The 16,964-nt window shown below is 70.3% G+C and carries 20 protein-coding genes and 5 tRNA genes; 18 read left to right on the top strand and 7 right to left on the bottom strand.

Features of this window, described 5'->3' with window-relative positions:
• Positions 1–117 precede the first annotated feature (117 nt).
• The 8 genes from BZL64_RS07585 (at position 118) to BZL64_RS07550 (ending at position 3,864) form a co-directional block, all read left to right on the top strand.
• On the top strand, positions 118–894 hold the full coding sequence (locus BZL64_RS07585; protein WP_086767378.1) for a fumarylacetoacetate hydrolase family protein: 777 nt from the start codon (positions 118–120) through the stop codon (positions 892–894).
• Positions 887–2,395 (top strand): glutamate--tRNA ligase, encoded by a 1,509-nt coding sequence (gltX, locus tag BZL64_RS07580; RefSeq protein ID WP_086767376.1) that lies wholly within the window; start codon positions 887–889, stop codon positions 2,393–2,395. Before BZL64_RS07585 ends, gltX begins: the two co-directional genes overlap by 8 nt.
• A 134-nt stretch (positions 2,396–2,529) precedes the next feature.
• Positions 2,530–3,261: an HAD family hydrolase gene (locus tag BZL64_RS07575; RefSeq protein ID WP_086767374.1), complete on the top strand. Its 732-nt coding sequence runs from the start codon at positions 2,530–2,532 to the stop codon at positions 3,259–3,261.
• 91 nt (positions 3,262–3,352) lie between these two features.
• A tRNA-Gln gene (locus tag BZL64_RS07570) sits at positions 3,353–3,424 on the top strand.
• Between the two features lie 39 nt (positions 3,425–3,463).
• Positions 3,464–3,536 (top strand) — tRNA-Glu (locus BZL64_RS07565).
• A 62-nt stretch (positions 3,537–3,598) separates the two neighbouring features.
• Positions 3,599–3,671, top strand: a tRNA-Glu gene (locus BZL64_RS07560).
• 20 nt (positions 3,672–3,691) lie between these two features.
• Positions 3,692–3,763, top strand: a tRNA-Gln gene (locus BZL64_RS07555).
• A 28-nt stretch (positions 3,764–3,791) separates the two neighbouring features.
• Positions 3,792–3,864: transfer RNA gene (locus BZL64_RS07550), tRNA-Glu, on the top strand.
• Positions 3,865–3,950: 86 nt separating this feature from the next.
• Here BZL64_RS07550 and BZL64_RS07545 read toward each other — a convergent pair.
• The gene (locus BZL64_RS07545; RefSeq protein WP_086767372.1) at positions 3,951–4,595 is read right to left on the bottom strand and encodes a MerR family transcriptional regulator; all 645 of its coding nucleotides are present in this window, start codon (positions 4,593–4,595) and stop codon (positions 3,951–3,953) included.
• A gap of 103 nt (positions 4,596–4,698) precedes the next feature.
• On the opposite strand from BZL64_RS07545, the gene BZL64_RS07540 reads away from it, so the two are divergent.
• Complete coding sequence (locus BZL64_RS07540; protein WP_086767370.1) at positions 4,699–5,202, top strand: DUF4188 domain-containing protein; 504 nt, start codon at positions 4,699–4,701, stop codon at positions 5,200–5,202.
• Positions 5,203–5,294: 92 nt separating this feature from the next.
• Here the strand turns inward: BZL64_RS07540 and ndgR are convergent, their stop codons facing one another.
• Complete coding sequence (gene ndgR / locus BZL64_RS07535) at positions 5,295–6,011, bottom strand: IclR family transcriptional regulator NdgR (protein WP_081219617.1); 717 nt, start codon at positions 6,009–6,011, stop codon at positions 5,295–5,297.
• 207 nt (positions 6,012–6,218) lie between these two features.
• Between ndgR and leuC the strand changes: the two genes are divergently transcribed.
• The 4 genes from leuC (at position 6,219) to BZL64_RS07515 (ending at position 9,610) form a co-directional block, all read left to right on the top strand.
• Positions 6,219–7,649: a 3-isopropylmalate dehydratase large subunit gene (gene leuC, locus BZL64_RS07530; RefSeq protein ID WP_086767368.1), complete on the top strand. Its 1,431-nt coding sequence runs from the start codon at positions 6,219–6,221 to the stop codon at positions 7,647–7,649.
• A 6-nt stretch (positions 7,650–7,655) separates the two neighbouring features.
• Positions 7,656–8,249, top strand: a complete 594-nt coding sequence (gene leuD / locus BZL64_RS07525; protein ID WP_086767366.1) for a 3-isopropylmalate dehydratase small subunit — start codon at positions 7,656–7,658, stop codon at positions 8,247–8,249.
• 327 nt (positions 8,250–8,576) lie between these two features.
• Positions 8,577–8,807 carry an SCO5555 family protein gene (locus tag BZL64_RS07520; RefSeq protein ID WP_086767364.1) on the top strand — a complete coding sequence of 77 codons (231 nt, stop codon included), beginning with the start codon at positions 8,577–8,579 and terminating at the stop codon, positions 8,805–8,807.
• 137 nt (positions 8,808–8,944) lie between these two features.
• Entirely contained in the window at positions 8,945–9,610 is a 666-nt protein-coding gene (locus BZL64_RS07515; protein WP_086767362.1) for an HU family DNA-binding protein, read from the top strand.
• Positions 9,611–9,735: 125 nt separating this feature from the next.
• Here the strand turns inward: BZL64_RS07515 and BZL64_RS40525 are convergent, their stop codons facing one another.
• Together BZL64_RS40525 and cofC are read right to left on the bottom strand one after the other, a co-directional pair.
• On the bottom strand, positions 9,736–9,939 hold the full coding sequence (locus BZL64_RS40525; RefSeq protein ID WP_190046557.1) for a hypothetical protein: 204 nt from the start codon (positions 9,937–9,939) through the stop codon (positions 9,736–9,738).
• Positions 9,940–9,949: 10 nt separating this feature from the next.
• A complete protein-coding gene (gene cofC / locus BZL64_RS07510) occupies positions 9,950–10,588 on the bottom strand; it encodes a 2-phospho-L-lactate guanylyltransferase (protein WP_208639382.1) in 639 nt (212 codons plus the stop codon).
• Positions 10,589–10,759: 171 nt separating this feature from the next.
• Here cofC and BZL64_RS07505 point away from each other — a divergent pair, with 171 nt between their 5' ends.
• The 3 genes from BZL64_RS07505 to BZL64_RS07495 are packed head-to-tail and all read left to right on the top strand — an operon-like array spanning position 10,760 to position 13,774.
• The gene (locus BZL64_RS07505; RefSeq protein ID WP_086767360.1) at positions 10,760–11,551 is read left to right on the top strand and encodes a lysophospholipid acyltransferase family protein; all 792 of its coding nucleotides are present in this window, start codon (positions 10,760–10,762) and stop codon (positions 11,549–11,551) included.
• Positions 11,548–12,558: an NAD(P)H-dependent glycerol-3-phosphate dehydrogenase gene (locus BZL64_RS07500; RefSeq protein WP_086767358.1), complete on the top strand. Its 1,011-nt coding sequence runs from the start codon at positions 11,548–11,550 to the stop codon at positions 12,556–12,558. Before BZL64_RS07505 ends, BZL64_RS07500 begins: the two co-directional genes overlap by 4 nt.
• Positions 12,559–12,616: 58 nt before the next feature.
• Positions 12,617–13,774, top strand: a complete 1,158-nt coding sequence (locus BZL64_RS07495) for a D-alanine--D-alanine ligase family protein (RefSeq protein ID WP_086767356.1) — start codon at positions 12,617–12,619, stop codon at positions 13,772–13,774.
• A 30-nt stretch (positions 13,775–13,804) separates the two neighbouring features.
• On the opposite strand, the gene BZL64_RS07490 is transcribed toward BZL64_RS07495, so the two are convergent.
• The gene (locus BZL64_RS07490; protein WP_086767354.1) at positions 13,805–14,305 is read right to left on the bottom strand and encodes a DUF3515 domain-containing protein; all 501 of its coding nucleotides are present in this window, start codon (positions 14,303–14,305) and stop codon (positions 13,805–13,807) included.
• A 20-nt stretch (positions 14,306–14,325) separates the two neighbouring features.
• Entirely contained in the window at positions 14,326–14,559 is a 234-nt protein-coding gene (locus BZL64_RS07485) for an Lrp/AsnC family transcriptional regulator (protein ID WP_073491184.1), read from the bottom strand.
• Between the two features lie 206 nt (positions 14,560–14,765).
• Between BZL64_RS07485 and BZL64_RS07480 the strand changes: the two genes are divergently transcribed.
• Both BZL64_RS07480 and thiD read left to right on the top strand, forming a co-directional pair.
• The gene (locus tag BZL64_RS07480; RefSeq protein ID WP_086767352.1) at positions 14,766–15,731 is read left to right on the top strand and encodes a thiamine-phosphate kinase; all 966 of its coding nucleotides are present in this window, start codon (positions 14,766–14,768) and stop codon (positions 15,729–15,731) included.
• Positions 15,728–16,552, top strand: a complete 825-nt coding sequence (thiD, locus tag BZL64_RS07475; protein WP_425276022.1) for a bifunctional hydroxymethylpyrimidine kinase/phosphomethylpyrimidine kinase — start codon at positions 15,728–15,730, stop codon at positions 16,550–16,552. Before BZL64_RS07480 ends, thiD begins: the two co-directional genes overlap by 4 nt.
• Before the next feature lie 171 nt (positions 16,553–16,723).
• Here thiD and rpmB read toward each other — a convergent pair whose 3' ends face one another.
• The gene (rpmB, locus tag BZL64_RS07470) at positions 16,724–16,909 is read right to left on the bottom strand and encodes a 50S ribosomal protein L28 (RefSeq protein ID WP_073491182.1); all 186 of its coding nucleotides are present in this window, start codon (positions 16,907–16,909) and stop codon (positions 16,724–16,726) included.
• Positions 16,910–16,964 lie beyond the last annotated feature (55 nt).

Below are 16,964 nucleotides of genomic sequence, written 5' to 3'. Positions count from 1 at the left end.
CCGCCTGCTCAGAGCGGCCGGCCACGGATGTCAAGGGCGTCCCCGGCCGGGGACGCCCTTCCGCGTTAGCCTGGAGCGTCAGACTCCAGCCGCTTAAGTCAAGGGGCCAACCAACCCGTGCGCATCGCCAGGTTCTCCATCGACGGGAACGTCGCCTTCGGCGCGGTCGAGGGCGACAAGCCGGACGAGCTCGTTCTCGACATCATCAAGGGCATCCCCTTCACGGAGCACGAGCTCTCCGGCACGAAGGTGCCGCTGAGCAAGGTCCGGCTCCTGCCGCCCGTGCTCCCCAGCAAGGTCGTGGCCTTCGGCCGCAACTACGCCGAGCACGCACGCGAACTCGGCCACGAGGTGCCGGACGCCCCGTTCGCCTTCTTCAAGCCCTCCACCTCCGTGGTCGGCCCCGGGGACGACATCCAGTACCCGCCCTTCTCCGAGGACCTCCATCACGAGGCCGAACTGGCCGTGGTCATCGGCCGCATGTGCCGCGAGGTCCCCCGCGAACGCGTCAAGGACGTGATCTTCGGCTACACCTGCGCCAACGACATCACCGCGCGGGACGTCCAGAAGCGCGAGAAGCAGTGGGCCAGGGCCAAGGGCTTCGACTCCGCCTGCCCCCTCGGCCCCTGGGTGGAGACCGACCTCGACCCCGGCGACCTCACCATCCAGCTCACGGTCAACGGGCAGCAGCGGCAGCTCGGCCGCACCAGCGAGATGATCCACTCCATCGAGGATCTGATCGTCAACATCACCGAGGCCATGACGCTGCTTCCCGGCGACGTGATCCTCACGGGCACCCCGGCAGGGGTCGGCCCGCTCGCTGTCGGCGACGAGGTCTCCGTCAGCATCGAAGGCATCGGCACTCTCACCAACAAGGTTGTCAAGCGTGGCTAGCGCACCCGGCTCCCCCGTACGCGTCCGTTTCTGTCCGTCGCCCACCGGCAACCCCCACGTGGGCCTGGTACGCACGGCGCTGTTCAACTGGGCGTACGCCCGCCACCACGGCGGCACGTTCGTGTTCCGCATCGAGGACACCGACGCGGCCCGCGACTCCGAGGAGTCCTACGGCCAGCTCCTCGACGCGATGCGCTGGCTGGGCTTCGACTGGGACGAGGGCCCGGCGGCGTTCGACAGCGCCTCCGGTGAGGGCGGCGGCCCGCACGCGCCGTACCGCCAGTCGCAGCGGATGGACCTCTACAAGGACGTCGCCGAGAAGCTCCTCGCCGCCGGCCACGCCTACCGCTGCTACTGCTCCCAGGAGGAGCTGGACGCCCGCCGCGAGGCCGCCCGCGCCGCCGGCAAGCCGTCCGGCTACGACGGCCACTGCCGCGACCTGAGCGCCGCGCGGGTCGAGGAGTACCAGGCCCAGGGCCGCACCCCGATCGTCCGCTTCCGGATGCCCGACGAGACGATCACCTTCACGGACCTGGTCCGCGGCGAGCTGACCTTCACCCCGGAGAACGTCCCGGACTACGGCATCGTCCGCGCCAACGGCGCCCCGCTGTACACGCTCGTCAACCCGGTCGACGACGCCCTGATGGAGATCACCCACGTCCTGCGCGGCGAGGACCTGCTCTCCTCCACCCCCCGCCAGATCGCCCTCTACAAGGCGCTGATCGAGCTGGGCATCGCCAAGGAGATCCCCTCCTTCGGCCACCTGCCGTACGTGATGGGCGAGGGCAACAAGAAGCTCTCCAAGCGCGACCCGGAGTCCTCGCTCAACCTCTACCGCGAGCGCGGCTTCCTGCCCGAGGGCCTGCTCAACTACCTCTCGCTGCTCGGCTGGTCCCTCTCGGCCGACCAGGACGTCTTCACGATGGACGAGATGGTCGCGGCCTTCGACATCACGGACGTGAACCCCAACCCGGCGCGCTTCGACCTCAAGAAGTGCGAGGCGATCAACGCCGACCACATCCGCCTGCTCGACGTGAAGGAGTTCACCGAGCGCTGCCGCCCGTGGCTGCGGGCGCCGTTCGCCCCCTGGGCGCCGGAGGACTTCGACGAGGCGAAGTGGCAGCGGATCGCCCCGCACGCGCAGACCCGCCTCAAGGTCCTCTCCGAGATCACCGACAACGTCGACTTCCTCTTCCTCGCCGAGCCGGCCGTCGACGAGGCGAGCTGGACGAAGGCGATGAAGGAGGGCTCGGACGCCCTGCTCGCCACGGCCCGCGAGAAGCTGGAAGCGGCCGACTGGACCAGCCCGGAGGCCCTCAAGGAGGCCGTCCTGGCCGCCGGCGAGGCCCACGGCCTCAAGCTCGGCAAGGCCCAGGCCCCGGTCCGCGTCGCCGTCACCGGCCGCACGGTCGGCCTGCCCCTCTTCGAGTCCCTGGAGATCCTGGGCAAGGACGAGGCGCTGACACGGATCGACGCGGCCCTGGCGAGGCTGACGGCGTAGGCCGTGCCTGCGCGAAGGGGCGGCACCCGGAACCCCGGGTGCCGCCCCTTCGCACGGCGGTCACCGTGCGCCGGCTTCGTCGACATCGAGGGATGACCCCCGCACCCCCAGCCGGTCCGGGTACGGTCGGTGGCATGCCGATCACCGCTGTTGTCTGGGACGTCGACGACACCCTCTTCGACTACACCACCGCCGACCGTGAGGGCATGCGCAGCTACCTCCTGGCCGAGGGGCTCCTCGACCGGTTCGGCACCGCCGAGCGGGCGCTGGAGCGGTGGCGGGAAGCCACCGAACAGCAGTGGGCGCGCTTCTCCGCCGGCGGCCTGACCTTCGAGGAGCAGCGCCGCGACCGGGTCCGGGCCTTCCTGGAGCGGGAGATGACCGACGCCGAGGCCGAGGCCTGGTTCCAGCGCTACCTCGTGCACTACGAGACTGCCTGGGCTCTCTTCCCCGACGTCCTGCCCGTCCTGGACGCCCTCGCCGCCAGCCACCGGCACTCCGTGCTCTCCAACTCCAGCATCCACGTCCAGGACCACAAGCTGCGCGTCCTCGGGGTGCACGACCGCTTCGAGTCCATCCTGTGCGCGGCCGAGCTGGGCGTCTCCAAGCCCGAGGCCGGGGCCTTCCTCGCGGCCTGCGAGGCCCTCGGTCTGCCCCCGCACGAGGTGGCGTACGTCGGCGACCATCCGGAGATCGACGGCCGGGGCGCCGCGGACGCCGGACTGCTCTCGGTGTGGATCGACCGCCACGGCGGCACGGCCACCGTCGACCTGCCGTCCGGACGGCATCGGATCGTCACCCTGGCCGAACTGCCCGCGCTCCTCGGCGCCGATACCCGTTTTGGAGCGCAGTCCACCTTCGGGTAATGTTCTTCCTGCGCCGCCGGGGAGCGGGCCGAAAGGCCGGGATCCGGGGGAGCGAACTAGAACGAGGTCCCCGCAGGGGCTTGAGTTCCAGTGGCCTATGGTGTAATTGGCAGCACGACTGATTCTGGTTCAGTTAGTCTTGGTTCGAGTCCAGGTAGGCCAGCTCGCAGAGCTTATCTGCGCCGCGGATCATGTCCGCAAAGCCCCCGTTGTGTAGCGGCCTAGCACGCTGCCCTCTCACGGCAGTAGCGCCGGTTCGAATCCGGTCGGGGGTACAGATCCTTCCCGCGGGAACAGTCCGGGTCGCACCCGTTGTTGTCGATGCAGGATCGCTAGGGCCCCCGTTGTGTAGCGGCCTAGCACGCCGCCCTCTCAAGGCGGTAGCGCCGGTTCGAATCCGGTCGGGGGTACGCAAAACTATCAACCATATTGGTCTATGGTGTAATTGGCAACACTACGGTTTCTGGTACCGTCATTCTTGGTTCGAGTCCAGGTAGACCAGCTCTGATCTGCGGAAACGCAGTGTTCAGGCCCCCGTTGTGTAGCGGCCTAGCACGCCGCCCTCTCAAGGCGGTAGCGCCGGTTCGAATCCGGTCGGGGGTACGCATCAGGGAAGGCCCTCCACTTCGGTGGGGGGCCTTCGCCGTTCCCGGAGGCCGACGCGCGTACGGCCCGCTCCGGGCCGCGGCTCACTCGAAGCCGTACCGCCGTGCCGACTCCTCCTCCTGGGCCAGCCGGTGCAGGGCCTGGAGCATCGGCTCGACCAGGATCGTGCCCAGCACCGCCGTCTCGACCCGCTCCGCCTCCGTCTCCCGCGTCTCCACGAAGTCCAGGTCGAGGACGGCCGCGCGGTGCATCAACCGGGCGTAGGACATGAGGAGTTCGGCGTCCCAGTCGAAGTCGAGCCGGCGCATCGCGGCCACCGCCACCACCAGCGAGCGGAAGGCGGGGGAGATGCTGGTGAGCAGCTCGGCGTTCCGCCAGCCCAGGGCCCGCAGGAGTTCGCTCGCCTCGTGCTGGGCGGCCTGGAGGTGTTCGTCGTCCGTGTCCGGCTCGGGAACGTGCGGGAGTGCCCAGAGCGCGGCGCCGAGGCGGACCGTGCGGCCCAGGGAGTCGTCGTCGACGTGCCCGAGGACCTCCCGGACGGTGGCCACCGGCACCCGGCCCACCTGGATCATCGCCCGCACCAGCCGCAGTCGGCGCAGATGCTCCTCGTCGTACTCGGCGGTCGTCGCGTTGACCTGGCGGCCGGGCCGCAGGAGTCCCTCGCGCAGGTAGTACTTGATCGTCGCGGTGGACACTCCGCTGCGTTTGCTCAGTTCGGCCAGTCGCATCCCTTGCGGCCCTCCTTGGTCAGCGGGACTATCCAAGCATGAGCGGCTTGGAGAGCGCCGCTGACCAACCCATGAGCGATCGCTGACCGACGAGGGGAAGCAGATGTCCGGGAAGTCCGCCGCCAGTCGCACCACCGCCGATGCCCACGGTGACGTGGTCGTCCTGCTCATCGGGATGCGCGTCAACCACTTCTGGGCCGTGCACCAGTGGCTGCCGGTCATGCTCGCGATGCTCCGCATGCTGGCCGAACTGAAGAAGGACCCGGGCCGCGGGCTGCTCAGCCGCGTGCTGCTGACGGCCTCGCCGCGGACGTACTACGTCGTCCAGTACTGGGAGTCCCCGGAGAAGCTGTACGCCTACGCGAGTGCGCCGGACGCCTTCCATCACGCGGTGTGGGCCCGTCTCAACCGCATGGAGCGGGACGGCAAGGTGCGCGGCCACGTGGGCATCTGGCACGAGACGTACGTCGTGCCGGAGGGGCGGTACGAGGCGATCTACGGTGACATGCCGGCGTTCGGGCTCGCGGCGGCGCACGGACAGGTGCCGTTGGGGGAGCGGGGGCGGTCCGCGAAGGACCGGCTGGCCTGGCGCGCCTCGGCGTCGTAGGGACCGGATCCGGGGAGGGGCAGAGCGTGCCGCGGCGTTGAGGCCCGCTCTGTTCCCTGGCTTGTGTCCCTGTTCCGCGTCTTCGGCCTACGTCAGCCGGTGCGGCGCAAGGCCTCCGACAGGCGGCCCGCGGCGTCGATGACCGCCTGCGCGTGCATGCGTCCGGGGTGGCGGCTGAGACGCTCGATGGGCCCGGAGACCGAGACGGCGGCCACCACGCGGTTCGACGGACCGCGCACCGGCGCGGAGACGGACGCGACGCCCGGCTCGCGCTCGCCGATCGACTGGGCCCAGCCCCGGCGCCGTACGCCCGACAGGGCCGTCGCCGTGAAGCGGGCGCCCTGGAGGCCGCGGTGGAGGCGCTCGGGCTCCTCCCAGGCCATCAGGATCTGCGCCGAGGAGCCCGCCTTCATCGTGAGCGTCGAGCCGACCGGGACCGTGTCCCGCAGGCCCGACAGGCGTTCCGCCGCGGCGACGCAGATGCGCATGTCGCCCTGGCGGCGGTAGAGCTGGGCGCTCTCGCCCGTGATGTCACGGAGGTGGGTGAGCACCGGACCGGCCGTCGCGAGGAGGCGGTCCTCGCCCGCGGCCGCGGCCAGTTCGGCCAGGCGCGGGCCGAGAATGAAACGGCCCTGCATGTCCCGCGCCACCATACGGTGGTGCTCCAGAGCCACGGCCAGCCGGTGGGCCGTGGGTCGTGCGAGTCCGGTGGCAGCGACCAAGCCTGCGAGGGTGGCCGGACCGGACTCCAGGGCGCTCAGGACAAGGGCTGCCTTGTCCAGAACGCCTACGCCGCTACTGTTGTCCATGAAACGATATTCTCGTCTCACTCTGTGAAACGCAAGTTCAATTTTCCGTGAGACGCGCAACCCTTGGATGCACAGCGGCCCGAGGACCAACGGGCCTGGCGGCGGGTGCCCGGCAAGCAGGGGCGCCCGGTGAGCCGGAGGGGCGCGTAGCCGCCCCCACAAGATCTCTAGTTGGGCCGGCGCGGTTGGCCGGTCGGAGGGAAAGCGATGGGTAGGACACTCGCGGAGAAGGTCTGGGACGACCACGTCGTCCGGCGCGCCGAGGGCGAGCCCGACCTCCTCTTCATCGATCTGCACCTGCTGCACGAGGTGACCAGCCCGCAGGCCTTCGACGGCCTCCGCAAGGGCGGCCGACAGGTGCGCCGCCGCGACCTCACCATCGCCACCGAGGACCACAACACCCCGACCCTCGACATCGACAAGCCGATCGCCGACCCGGTCTCGCGCATCCAGTTGGAGACGCTGCGCAAGAACTGCGCCGAGTTCGGCGTCCGGCTGCACCCGCTGGGCGACGTCGAGCAGGGCGTCGTGCACGTCGTCGGTCCGCAGCTCGGCCTGACCCAGCCCGGCATGACCGTCGTCTGCGGCGACTCCCACACCTCCACGCACGGCGCCTTCGGCGGCCTGGCCTTCGGTATCGGCACCTCGCAGGTCGAGCATGTGCTGGCCACCCAGACGCTGCCGATGGCCCGCCCGAAGACCATGGCGATCACCATCGACGGTGAACTGCCCGACGGCGTCACCGCCAAGGACCTGATCCTGGCGATCATCGCCCGGATCGGCACCGGCGGCGGCCAGGGCTACGTCCTGGAGTACCGCGGCTCCGCCATCGAGAAGCTCTCGATGGAGGCCCGGATGACCATCTGCAACATGTCGATCGAGGCCGGCGCCCGCGCGGGCATGATCGCCCCCGACGAGACCACCTTCGCGTACCTCGAAGGCCGCCCGCACGCCCCCAAGGGCGAGGACTGGGACGCCGCCGTCGCGTACTGGAAGACGCTCAGGACGGACGACGACGCCGAGTTCGACGCCGAGGTCGTCATCAAGGCCGGTGAACTGTCGCCGTTCGTTACCTGGGGCACCAACCCGGGCCAGGGCGCGCCCCTTTCGGCGACCGTCCCCGATCCGGCTTCGTACGAAGACGCTTCGGAGCGCAACGCCGCCGAAAAGGCCCTGGAATACATGGGGTTGGAGGCCGGTCAGCCGCTGCGCTCCATCAAGGTGGACACCGTCTTCGTAGGCTCGTGCACCAACGGTCGCATCGAGGACCTGCGCGCCGCCGCCGAACTCGTGAAGGGCCGCAAAGTCGCCGACGGCGTACGGATGCTGGTCGTCCCCGGCTCCGCGCGGGTCGGTCTGCAGGCCGTCTCCGAGGGCCTGGACGTCGTCTTCAAGGACGCCGGCGCCGAATGGCGGCACGCGGGCTGCTCGATGTGTCTGGGCATGAACCCCGACCAGCTGGCGCCGGGTGAGCGCTCCGCGTCCACCTCCAACCGCAACTTCGAGGGCCGGCAGGGCAAGGGCGGTCGTACGCACCTGGTGTCCCCGCAGGTCGCGGCCGCCACGGCCGTCCTGGGCCACCTGGCCTCCCCGGCCGATCTGTCCGACGCCGAGACCCGTACGCCCGCTGGAGTCTGATCAGTCATGGAAGCATTCACCACGCACACCGGCCGGGCCGTCCCGCTGCGCCGCTCCAACGTCGACACCGACCAGATCATCCCTGCTCACTGGCTCAAGAAGGTCACGCGGGACGGGTTCGAGGACGGACTGTTCGAGGCCTGGCGCAAGGACGGGTCGTTCATCCTCAACCAGCCCGAGCGCAAGGGCGCGACCGTCCTGGTGGCCGGCCCCGACTTCGGCACCGGGTCCTCCCGTGAGCACGCCGTCTGGGCACTGCAGAACTTCGGCTTCAAGACCGTGATCTCCTCCCGGTTCGCCGACATCTTCCGCGGCAACTCGCTGAAGAACGGCCTGCTCACGGTCCTGCTGGAGCAGAAGATCGTGGACGCGCTGTGGGAGCTGACCGAGCAGGACCCCACCGCCGAGATCACGGTCGACCTCGAGCGGCGCGAGGTACGCGCCGAGGGCATCACCGCCCCCTTCGAACTCGACGAGAACGCCCGCTGGCGGCTGCTGAACGGGCTGGACGACATCTCCATCACGCTGCAGAACGAGCCCGACATCGCCGCGTACGAGGCCAAGCGGCCGTCGTACAAGCCGAGGACGCTCCAGAGCTGATCCTGGCCCGCGCCCGGCCCGAACCAGGGCGCGGATCCGCCCGGATCCGGCCTCGCGGCCGGCCGGGGACGACCGGATCTGGTCGAATTCCAGCCACCGAGAACCCCCTCCGTACCCCCGATCGGCCCGATCGGGGGTACGGCCATGTCTGCACCCGTTCGGCCCCGCCGATCTTCGCCGTATCTCCCAACTTCCCACGTTAGGACGGTGGTTGCTGGGGTACGCGCCCATCGGGGCCAGGACCTCCCGAGGTGCCAGGAGCCCCCTACGAGGCGTCAGTTGCCCCCTGGGCGGGCGACAACTCGCCCCAGATGGCACAATCTGTGCATGGAACACGACGGCCAACTCGAGCTCTATACGGCGGTCGCGAACCAGCTCAAGGAAGCGCACGCAAGAGTGCGCGCACTGCAAGTCCCGGAGGGCGTACGGATGGCGCTGACCCGGAAGCTGCTGGTCATTACGGCCGCGGCCAAGCACGATCTCGCCGACGCGACAAGGCGGCTGGAGCGGTTCATGGCGGACCTCGACGCGGGACGCGTCCCCGAAGAGGAGCGTTGATCGCCTCCGGAGCAGCCGAGTTCGTTGCGGCACAAGGGTGATTAGCCCGTTTCGTGTTTGATTTGCGGTATATATCTGCCTAACGTGCGAAAACGCTTGAACACTTTCGTTCTGGCAATGTCTCCGAAGGGGAAGACGTGAACAAGGCGCAGCTCGTAGAAGCGATTGCCGACAAGGTGGGCGGCAGGCAGCAGGCCGCCGACGCCGTCGACGCGGTCCTGGACGCCATCGTCCGCGCGACCGTCGCCGGGGACAGGGTCTCGGTCACCGGCTTCGGATCGTTCGAGAAGGTCGACCGTCCGGCCCGCTACGCCCGCAACCCCCAGACGGGCGAGCGGGTTCGGGTCAAGAAGACGTCCGTGCCGCGCTTCCGCGCGGGCCAGGGCTTCAAGGACCTGGTGAGCGGCTCGAAGAAGCTCCCGCGCGGCGGCGAGGTCGCCGTCAAGAAGGCCCCCAAGGGCAGCCTGACCGGCGGCGCCGCCGCCACGGTCAAGAAGGCCGCGGCGAAGAAGGCCGCCCCGGCCAAGCGCGCGACGGCCGCCGCGAAGAAGGCCGCCCCGACGAAGAAGACGACGGCCGCGGCCAAGAAGACCACGGGCGCCGCGAAGAAGACCACGGGCGCCGCGAAGAAGACGACCGCCAAGACGGCGACGCCGGCCGCCAAGAAGACCACGGCCAAGACGGCCACGGCCCAGAAGACGGCCGCCAAGAAGGCCCCGGCGAAGAAGGCGACGGCCAAGAAGGCCCCCGCCAAGAAGTCGAGCGCCCGCAAGACCACTGCGAAGAAGACCACCGCTCGCTGAGGCGCAAGCGTTCAACGGCACTCACGCGCCGGGCCGGACTCCCTCTCGGAGTCCGGCCCGCGGCGTTCTGCGGGACTCCGACCGGGCCGCAAGGCTCACAAGGCCTGGAGTCATACGGCCTGGAGTCAGAAGGTCTGGAGGGTGACGAGAGTGACGCGCCGGGAGTCGCCCTCGCCCTCGGTCTCGATCCGCACCCGTTGTCCCGGGCGCAGCAGCCTCAGCCCGCCCGCGTCGAACGCCGGAGCGTCGAAGGGCACCGGGGTGCCGTCGTCCAGCAGCACCTGCCCGCTGCGGGTGCCGGCGTCGTACGTGTATGCGGTGGCCTGCATGACCGGCAGCCTACTGCCCCGGAATCAGCAGGCGCGCGGCCGCGGCGGCCGTTCGTGGCCCCACCCCTAGCGCCAGCGCCGCCCGCAGGTCCTCACCGGTGTCCACGTCCTGCCGTACGGAATCCACGGCCGTCGGCCGGAGTTCCGTGGCGCCGGAGGCGCGGTGCCGGGCGCGGGAATCGGGGCCGAATGCGGGAAGCAATTCATGGCCGGGTGCCACCGTGAGCAGAGTTGTACCGATTGCTGCCGCATCGGGGAGGAAAGCGCGCGGGAATTGCGCGGCCGCATCAAGGACACGGGCCAATTCCGGGGGACGCAGTGCGGGCAGATCCGCGTTGAGTGCGGCCACCGCACTGTCGGGAAGCGTGGCGCGCACCGCCGCCGCCGCATGCGCCAGGGCGGCGTTCAGACCCGCGCGCGGGTCGTCGGGGACGATGCGCGCGCCGAGCGCCGCGAGTTCGCGCCCGGCCAGTTCGTCATTGGTGACCACGGCCACATCACGCACCGCGGTACAGGCCAGCGCGGCCGTCACGGTGTCCACGGCGAAGGCCAGGGCGAGGCCCGGACGCAGCGCGTCGGCGGCGGTGTCCGCGAGCCTGCTCTTGGCCAGCGCCAAGGGCTTCAGGGGGATGACCAAGCTCCACTGCACCGGCGTACCGTCTCTCTCTCGTCGCGGACATTGTCCCCCGCTCCCTCCGGCGCCACCTCGGTCGGGGCGTACGGTGTTCTCGACAGACCGGCGGCGCGGGGCGACACTTGTCCGGCCCCAGGCCCAAAGGAAGTCAGGGAACTGAGGGAAGTCCTAGAGGAAGGTGTTCGCGTGCCCCGCCGCAGAATCGGCTTCTGGTACCGCTTCGCAGCGGTGCTCTGCAAACCGCCGCTGGTGATTCTGATCAAGCGGGACTGGCGCGGGACGGAGCACATTCCTGCCGAGGGCGGGTTTATCACCGCGGTGAACCACAATTCGCACCTCGACCCCTTCGCATACGCGCACTACCAGTACAACACCGGGCGGGTTCCGCGATTCCTGGCGAAGAGCGGTCTCTTCGGGAAGGGGTTCGTCGGCGCCGCGATGCGCGGCACCGGACAGATCCCCGTCTACCGCGAGTCCACGGACGCGCTCAGCGCCTTCCGGGCGGCGATCGAGGCGGTGGAGCGCGGCGAATGCGTCGCCTTCTACCCCGAGGGCACCCTGACCCGCGATCCCGACGGCTGGCCGATGAGCGCCAAGACCGGGGCCGCGCGCGTCGCCCTGCAGACCAAGTGCCCGGTGATCCCGGTCGCGCAGTGGGGCGTCAACGAACTGCTGCCGCCCTACGCCAAGAAGCCCGACCTGCTTCCGCGCAAGACCCACCACGTCCTGGCGGGCCCGCCCGTGGACCTCTCCCCGTTCTACGACCGGGAGATGACTCCCGAGCTGCTGAAGGAGGCGACGGACGTCATCATGGCCGCCGTCACCCGGCAGCTGGAGGAGATCCGGGGCGAGAAGGCGCCCGACAGGCCCTACGACCCGCGCCGCGAACGCAGCGAGCAGCGGCGCCGGACGCAGGCGCAGACCAGTCACGGCAGGTCCCAGGCGCGGACCGGCCACAAGGGGGAGAACAGCAAGTGAGCAAGCCCGTCAAGGCCGCCGTCTTCGGCACCGGTTCCTGGGGTACGGCCTTCGGCACGGTGCTCGCCGACGCGGGCTGCGAGGTGACGCTGTGGGCGCGCCGCGCCCAGCTCGCCGACACGGTCAACTCCACGCGGAGCAACCCGGACTACCTCCCCGGCGTCGAACTCCCGGAGAACCTCCGGGCCACCGCGGACCCCGCCGAGGCCGCCCGGGACGCCGACTTCACCGTCCTCGCCATCCCCTCGCAGACCCTGCGCGACAACCTCGCCGCCTGGCGCCCGCTGCTCGCCCCGGGCACCGTCCTCGTCTCGCTGATGAAGGGCGTCGAACTCGGTACGACCATGCGCATGAGCGAGGTGATCGAGGACGTCGCCGAGGTGGGCCGGGATCGGATCGCCGTGGTCACCGGGCCCAACCTCGCCAAGGAGATCGCCTCCCGCAGGCCGGCCGCGGCCGTGGTCGCCTGCACCGACGAAAGCGTCGCCCAGCGGCTCCAGGCGGCCTGCCACACGCCGTACTTCCGCCCGTACACCAACACCGACGTCGTCGGCTGCGAACTCGGCGGCGCGGTCAAGAACGTCATCGGGCTCGCCGTCGGCATCGCGGACGGCATGGGCCTCGGCGACAACGCCAAGGGCTCGCTCATCACGCGCGGACTCGCCGAGACCACCCGGCTGGGCCTCGCTATGGGCGCCGACCCGCTGACCTTCTCCGGACTCGCGGGCCTCGGCGACCTGGTGGCGACCTGCTCCTCGCCGCTCTCCCGCAACCACACCTTCGGCACCAACCTCGGCAAGGGCATGACCCTCCAGGAGACCATCGCCGTCACCAGGCAGACCGCCGAGGGCGTCAAGTCCTGTGAGTCCGTGCTGGATCTGGCCCGCCGGCACGGCGTCGACATGCCCATCACGGAAACCGTCGTCGGGATCGTCCACGAGGGCAAGCCGCCGATGGTCGCCCTCAAGGAGCTGATGTCGCGCAGCGCGAAGCCCGAACGACGCTGAGCGACCCCCTGAGTCGACGCTGTATCCACGCCCTACCACCGGGTACCCTCATGCCGATATGAGCACCGAGAACCTTCCCCAGAGCCCCGAGCAGCCGTCTCGTAAGCCGCGTGTGGCCGTCGTGTTCGGCGGACGCAGCTCCGAGCACGGGATCTCCATGGTCACCGCCGGCGCCGTCCTCACGGCGATCGACCGGACGAAGTACGAGGTCCTGCCGATCGGTATCACGCGGGAAGGCCGTTGGGTGCTCACCGCCGACGAGCCGGAGCGGATGGCGATCACCGAGCGCCGTACGCCCAGCGTCGAGGAGCTCGCCGACTCGCAGGAGGGTGCCGTGGTGCTCTCCGTGGACCCCGCGAACCGCGAAGTCGTCTACAGCGAGCCCGGATCGGTGCCCAAGGCCCTCGGTGACGTCGACGTCGTCTTCCCGGTCCTGCACGGCCCCTACGGCGAGGACGGCACCCTCCAGGGACTGCTGGAGCTGTCCGGTGTGCCCTACGTGGGCTCGGGCGTGCTCGCCTCGGCCGTGGGCCAGGACAAGGAGTACATGAAGCGGGTGTTCACCTCCTTCGGGCTCAAGGTCGGCCCGTACGTGGTGATCCGGCCGCGCGAGTGGGAGCGGGAGGAGTCCGCCGCCCGCAAGAAGATCGTCGACTTCGCCGGTGAGCACGGCTGGCCGCTGTTCGTGAAGCCCGCGCGCGCGGGTTCCTCGATCGGCATCACCAAGGTCGACGACCCGTCGGGGCTGGACGAGGCGATCGCGGAGGCCCAGCGCCACGACCCGAAGATCCTCGTCGAGGCGGCGCTGCGCGGACGCGAGATCGAGTGCGGCGTCCTGGAGTTCGAGGACGGCCCGCGCGCCTCCGTGCCGGCCGAGATCCCGCCGCCGGACGCGCACGCGTACTACGACTTCGAGGCCAAGTACATCGACTCGACGCCCGGCCTGGTGCCGGCGCCGCTGACGCCGGAGGAGACCGCGGACGTCCAGCGGCTCGCGGTGGACGCCTTCGAGGCCGCCTCCTGCGAGGGGCTGGTCCGGGCGGACTTCTTCCTCACCGAGGACGGCGAGTTCGTCATCAACGAGATCAACACGATGCCGGGCTTCACGCCGATCTCGATGTACCCGGCGATGTGGCAGGCGAGCGGTGTCAGCTACGCGGAGCTGGTGGACAGGCTGATCCAGGCGGCTCTGAGCCGGTCCACGGGACTGCGCTAGGGCCTGAACTCTCGGAGAGGCCCCGGGCCCTCAGTCGGCGATCCCCTCGGGGATCGCCTTCTTGACGGCGGAGGCCAGGTCGATCAGCACACCCGAGGTGTCCCGCCCCTCGGGCACCGTGACCTCGACATAGGCGAGGCGACTCGCGGTCGTGAACCGGTACGCCCCGTCGTCCCCCTTCTCCATCAGCCAATTGACCCCGTTCACCCCGCCGGCCACCGCGTCCGGGTCTGCGCCCGTCGCCACCTTGGGATCGGTCATCTTCGGCGGTCGCTCGACCCCGCAGCGCAGTATGATCGCCGGGTTCCCCCAGCCCGCTGTCAGCGCGGACGCGGGCGAGGGATCCCGGCGGTGCTGGTCGTCCACCACGGACGGCAGTGCTCTGTCCAGGTTCCGGCACAGCTCGGTGACGGTCGCCGAGGGGCTGGGAACCGCCGCCGACACGTCACCGTCTGCTGAGGAACAGCCCACCGCAGCCAGCAGGAGGGCGAGCGGGGGCAGGACGACCGGCCGGGGACGGAAAGCGTTCACCGGCCAAGGGTAGACGGGGGCTACAGATGCACCACCGGGCAGGTCAGGGTGCGGGTGATCCCGTCCACTTGCTGGACCTTGGCGACCACCATGCGACCGAGGTCGTCGACCGTGTCGGCCTGGGCCCGCACGATCACGTCGTAGGGACCTGTGACGTCCTCGGCCTGGACGATCCCAGGGATCTTGCTGATCGTCTCGGCGACGGTCGACGCCTTGCCGACCTCCGTCTGGATCAGGATGTACGCCTGTACCACGGAACCTCCAGGGCGGCCACGAGGATCATGTGGGGAAAAGGAACGCCACGGTATCGCGTTGCCGCTCGCCGCGGGGAGACCTGCGCGGACCGCGGCTCGCGCGCCGGGGTGCGGGCACGACCGAAGTTGACGGATGTCCCGACCGTATCGAGGACACTGGTGACGCGCGACCGGGCACGGACAGGGACAGAAGGGGAGCTGGGGCGATGAAGGGCACTGTTGGTGAGCTCGGGGAGTTCGGGCTCATCAGGGAGCTCACCTCCCGTCTCACCACCACGTCGGCGGTCCGGGTCGGACCCGGTGACGACGCCGCGGTGGTGGCCGCGCCCGACCGCCGGGTCGTGGCGAGCACCGACATCCTGCTGGAGGGCCGGCACTTCCGCCGGGACTGGTCCACCGCCTACGACGTCGGCCGCAAGGCCGCCGCCCAGAACCTCGCCGACATCGCCGCGATGGGAGCCGTGCCGACCGCACTGCTCCTCGGCCTCGTGGTGCCCGGCGAACTGCCGGTCACCTGGCCCACCGAGCTGATGGACGGCCTGCGCGACGAGTGCCAGGTCGCCGGCGCCTCGGTGGTCGGCGGCGATGTCGTACGCGGCGACACGATCATGGTGTCGATCACCGCGCTCGGCGATCTGCGCAACCAGGAGCCGGTCACCCGGTCCGGTGCCCAGCCCGGCGACCTCGTCGCGGTGACCGGCTGGCTGGGCTGGTCCGCCGCAGGGTACGCGGTCCTCTCCCGCGGATTCCGCTCCCCCCGCGCCTTCGTCGAGGCCCACCGCCGCCCCGAGCCGCCGTACCACGCGGGTCCCGCCGCCGCCGCCCTGGGCGCGACCTCGATGTGCGACGTGAGCGACGGGCTGATCGCTGACCTGGGTCACATCGCGGAGGCCAGCAAGGTCCGCATCGACATCCGCTCCGGCGCCATCGACGTGCCCTCCCAGATGAACGACATCGGGCAGGCCGTCGGCGTCGACCCCATCCAGTGGGTGCTGACCGGCGGCGAGGACCACGCGATCGTGGCGACCTTCCCGCCGGACGTGAAGCTCCCGGCCCGCTGGAAGGTGATCGGCGAGGTCCTCAACCCCTCCGCGCTGCCCCAGGTGACGGTCGACGGAGCCCCCTGGACCAGCAAGGGCGGCTGGGACCACTTCGGGGACATGGAGTCGTGATACCCCCGAGGGTCCTGACGGTGGCCGGCTCCGACTCCGGCGGCGGCGCCGGCATCCAGGCCGACCTCAAGACGATGCTCGCGCTCGGCACCCACGGCATGAGCGTGGTCACCGCCGTCACCGCGCAGAACTCCCTCGGCGTCCAAGGCGTCTGGGAGCTGCCCGTGGAGGCGGTGCGCGCCCAGTACCGCAGCGTCGTCGACGACATCGGCGTAGGGGCCGTGAAGACCGGGATGCTGTCCTCCGCCGAACTCGTCGAAGCGGTGGCCGAGTTGATCGCCGGCACCGACGCGCCGGTGGTCGTCGACCCGGTCGGCGTCTCCAAGCACGGCGACCCGCTGCTGGCCGCCTCGGCCCTCGACTCCGTCCGCACCAGGCTGCTGCCGGCCGCCACCGTCGCCACGCCCAACCTCGACGAGGTGGCCCAGCTGACCGGCGTACGCGTCGAGTCGGAGCGCGATCTCAGGCAGGCCGCGGCGGCCGTCCTGGCGTACGGGCCGCGCTGGGTGCTGATCAAGGGCGGGCATCTGCCCGGCGACGCCGTCGACCTGCTCACCGACGGCTCCGAGGAGCACTGGCTGCGCGCGCCCCGGCACGACAACCGGCACACCCACGGCACGGGCTGCACCCTCGCCTCGGCGATCGCGGCACAGCTCGCGAAGGGGCGGACCGTGCCGGAGGCGGTGGCGGCGGCCAAGGAGTACGTCACCGGGGCGATCGCGGCGGGCTTCGCCCTCGGCGGCGGGATCGGGCCGGTGGATCATGGCTGGCGGCTCGGACGGGCGAGGGGCCTCACGCCGCCGGATGCTCCGGGAGTCTGATGTCCGTCGCGGGGCCCGCTCGGTGGCCCGCAGAGACCGTCAGACGGTCGGCGGGCATGGCAGAAAGCCGGCCCACCAATGGTGGACCGGCTTTGTGCAGCAACCAGCAGTGGCCGCGCGCGATGTGAGGTCCCCCCGTCTCGAGCGAAGCCGAGAGGTGGGGGATATGCGTCAGCGCGAGACCTTGCCGGCCTTGATGCACGAGGTGCAAGCGTTCACGCGCTTCGGCGTCCCACCGACTACGGTACGCACGCGCTGGATGTTCGGGTTCCAGCGACGGGGCGTACGACGGTGGGAGTGCGAGATGCTATTGCCGAAGCCCGGCCCCTTGCCGCAGACGTCGCAGTTGGCAGCCACCGGTCACTCCAAAGACTTCAGATGCACTTACGGTTGATCCCGGCATGCCGGGATC

The organism is Streptomyces bobili (assembly GCF_002154575.1).
GTDB classification, from domain to species: Bacteria; Actinomycetota; Actinomycetes; order Streptomycetales; family Streptomycetaceae; genus Streptomyces; species Streptomyces bobili.
This window is presented reverse-complemented; position numbering and strand designations above follow the sequence as displayed.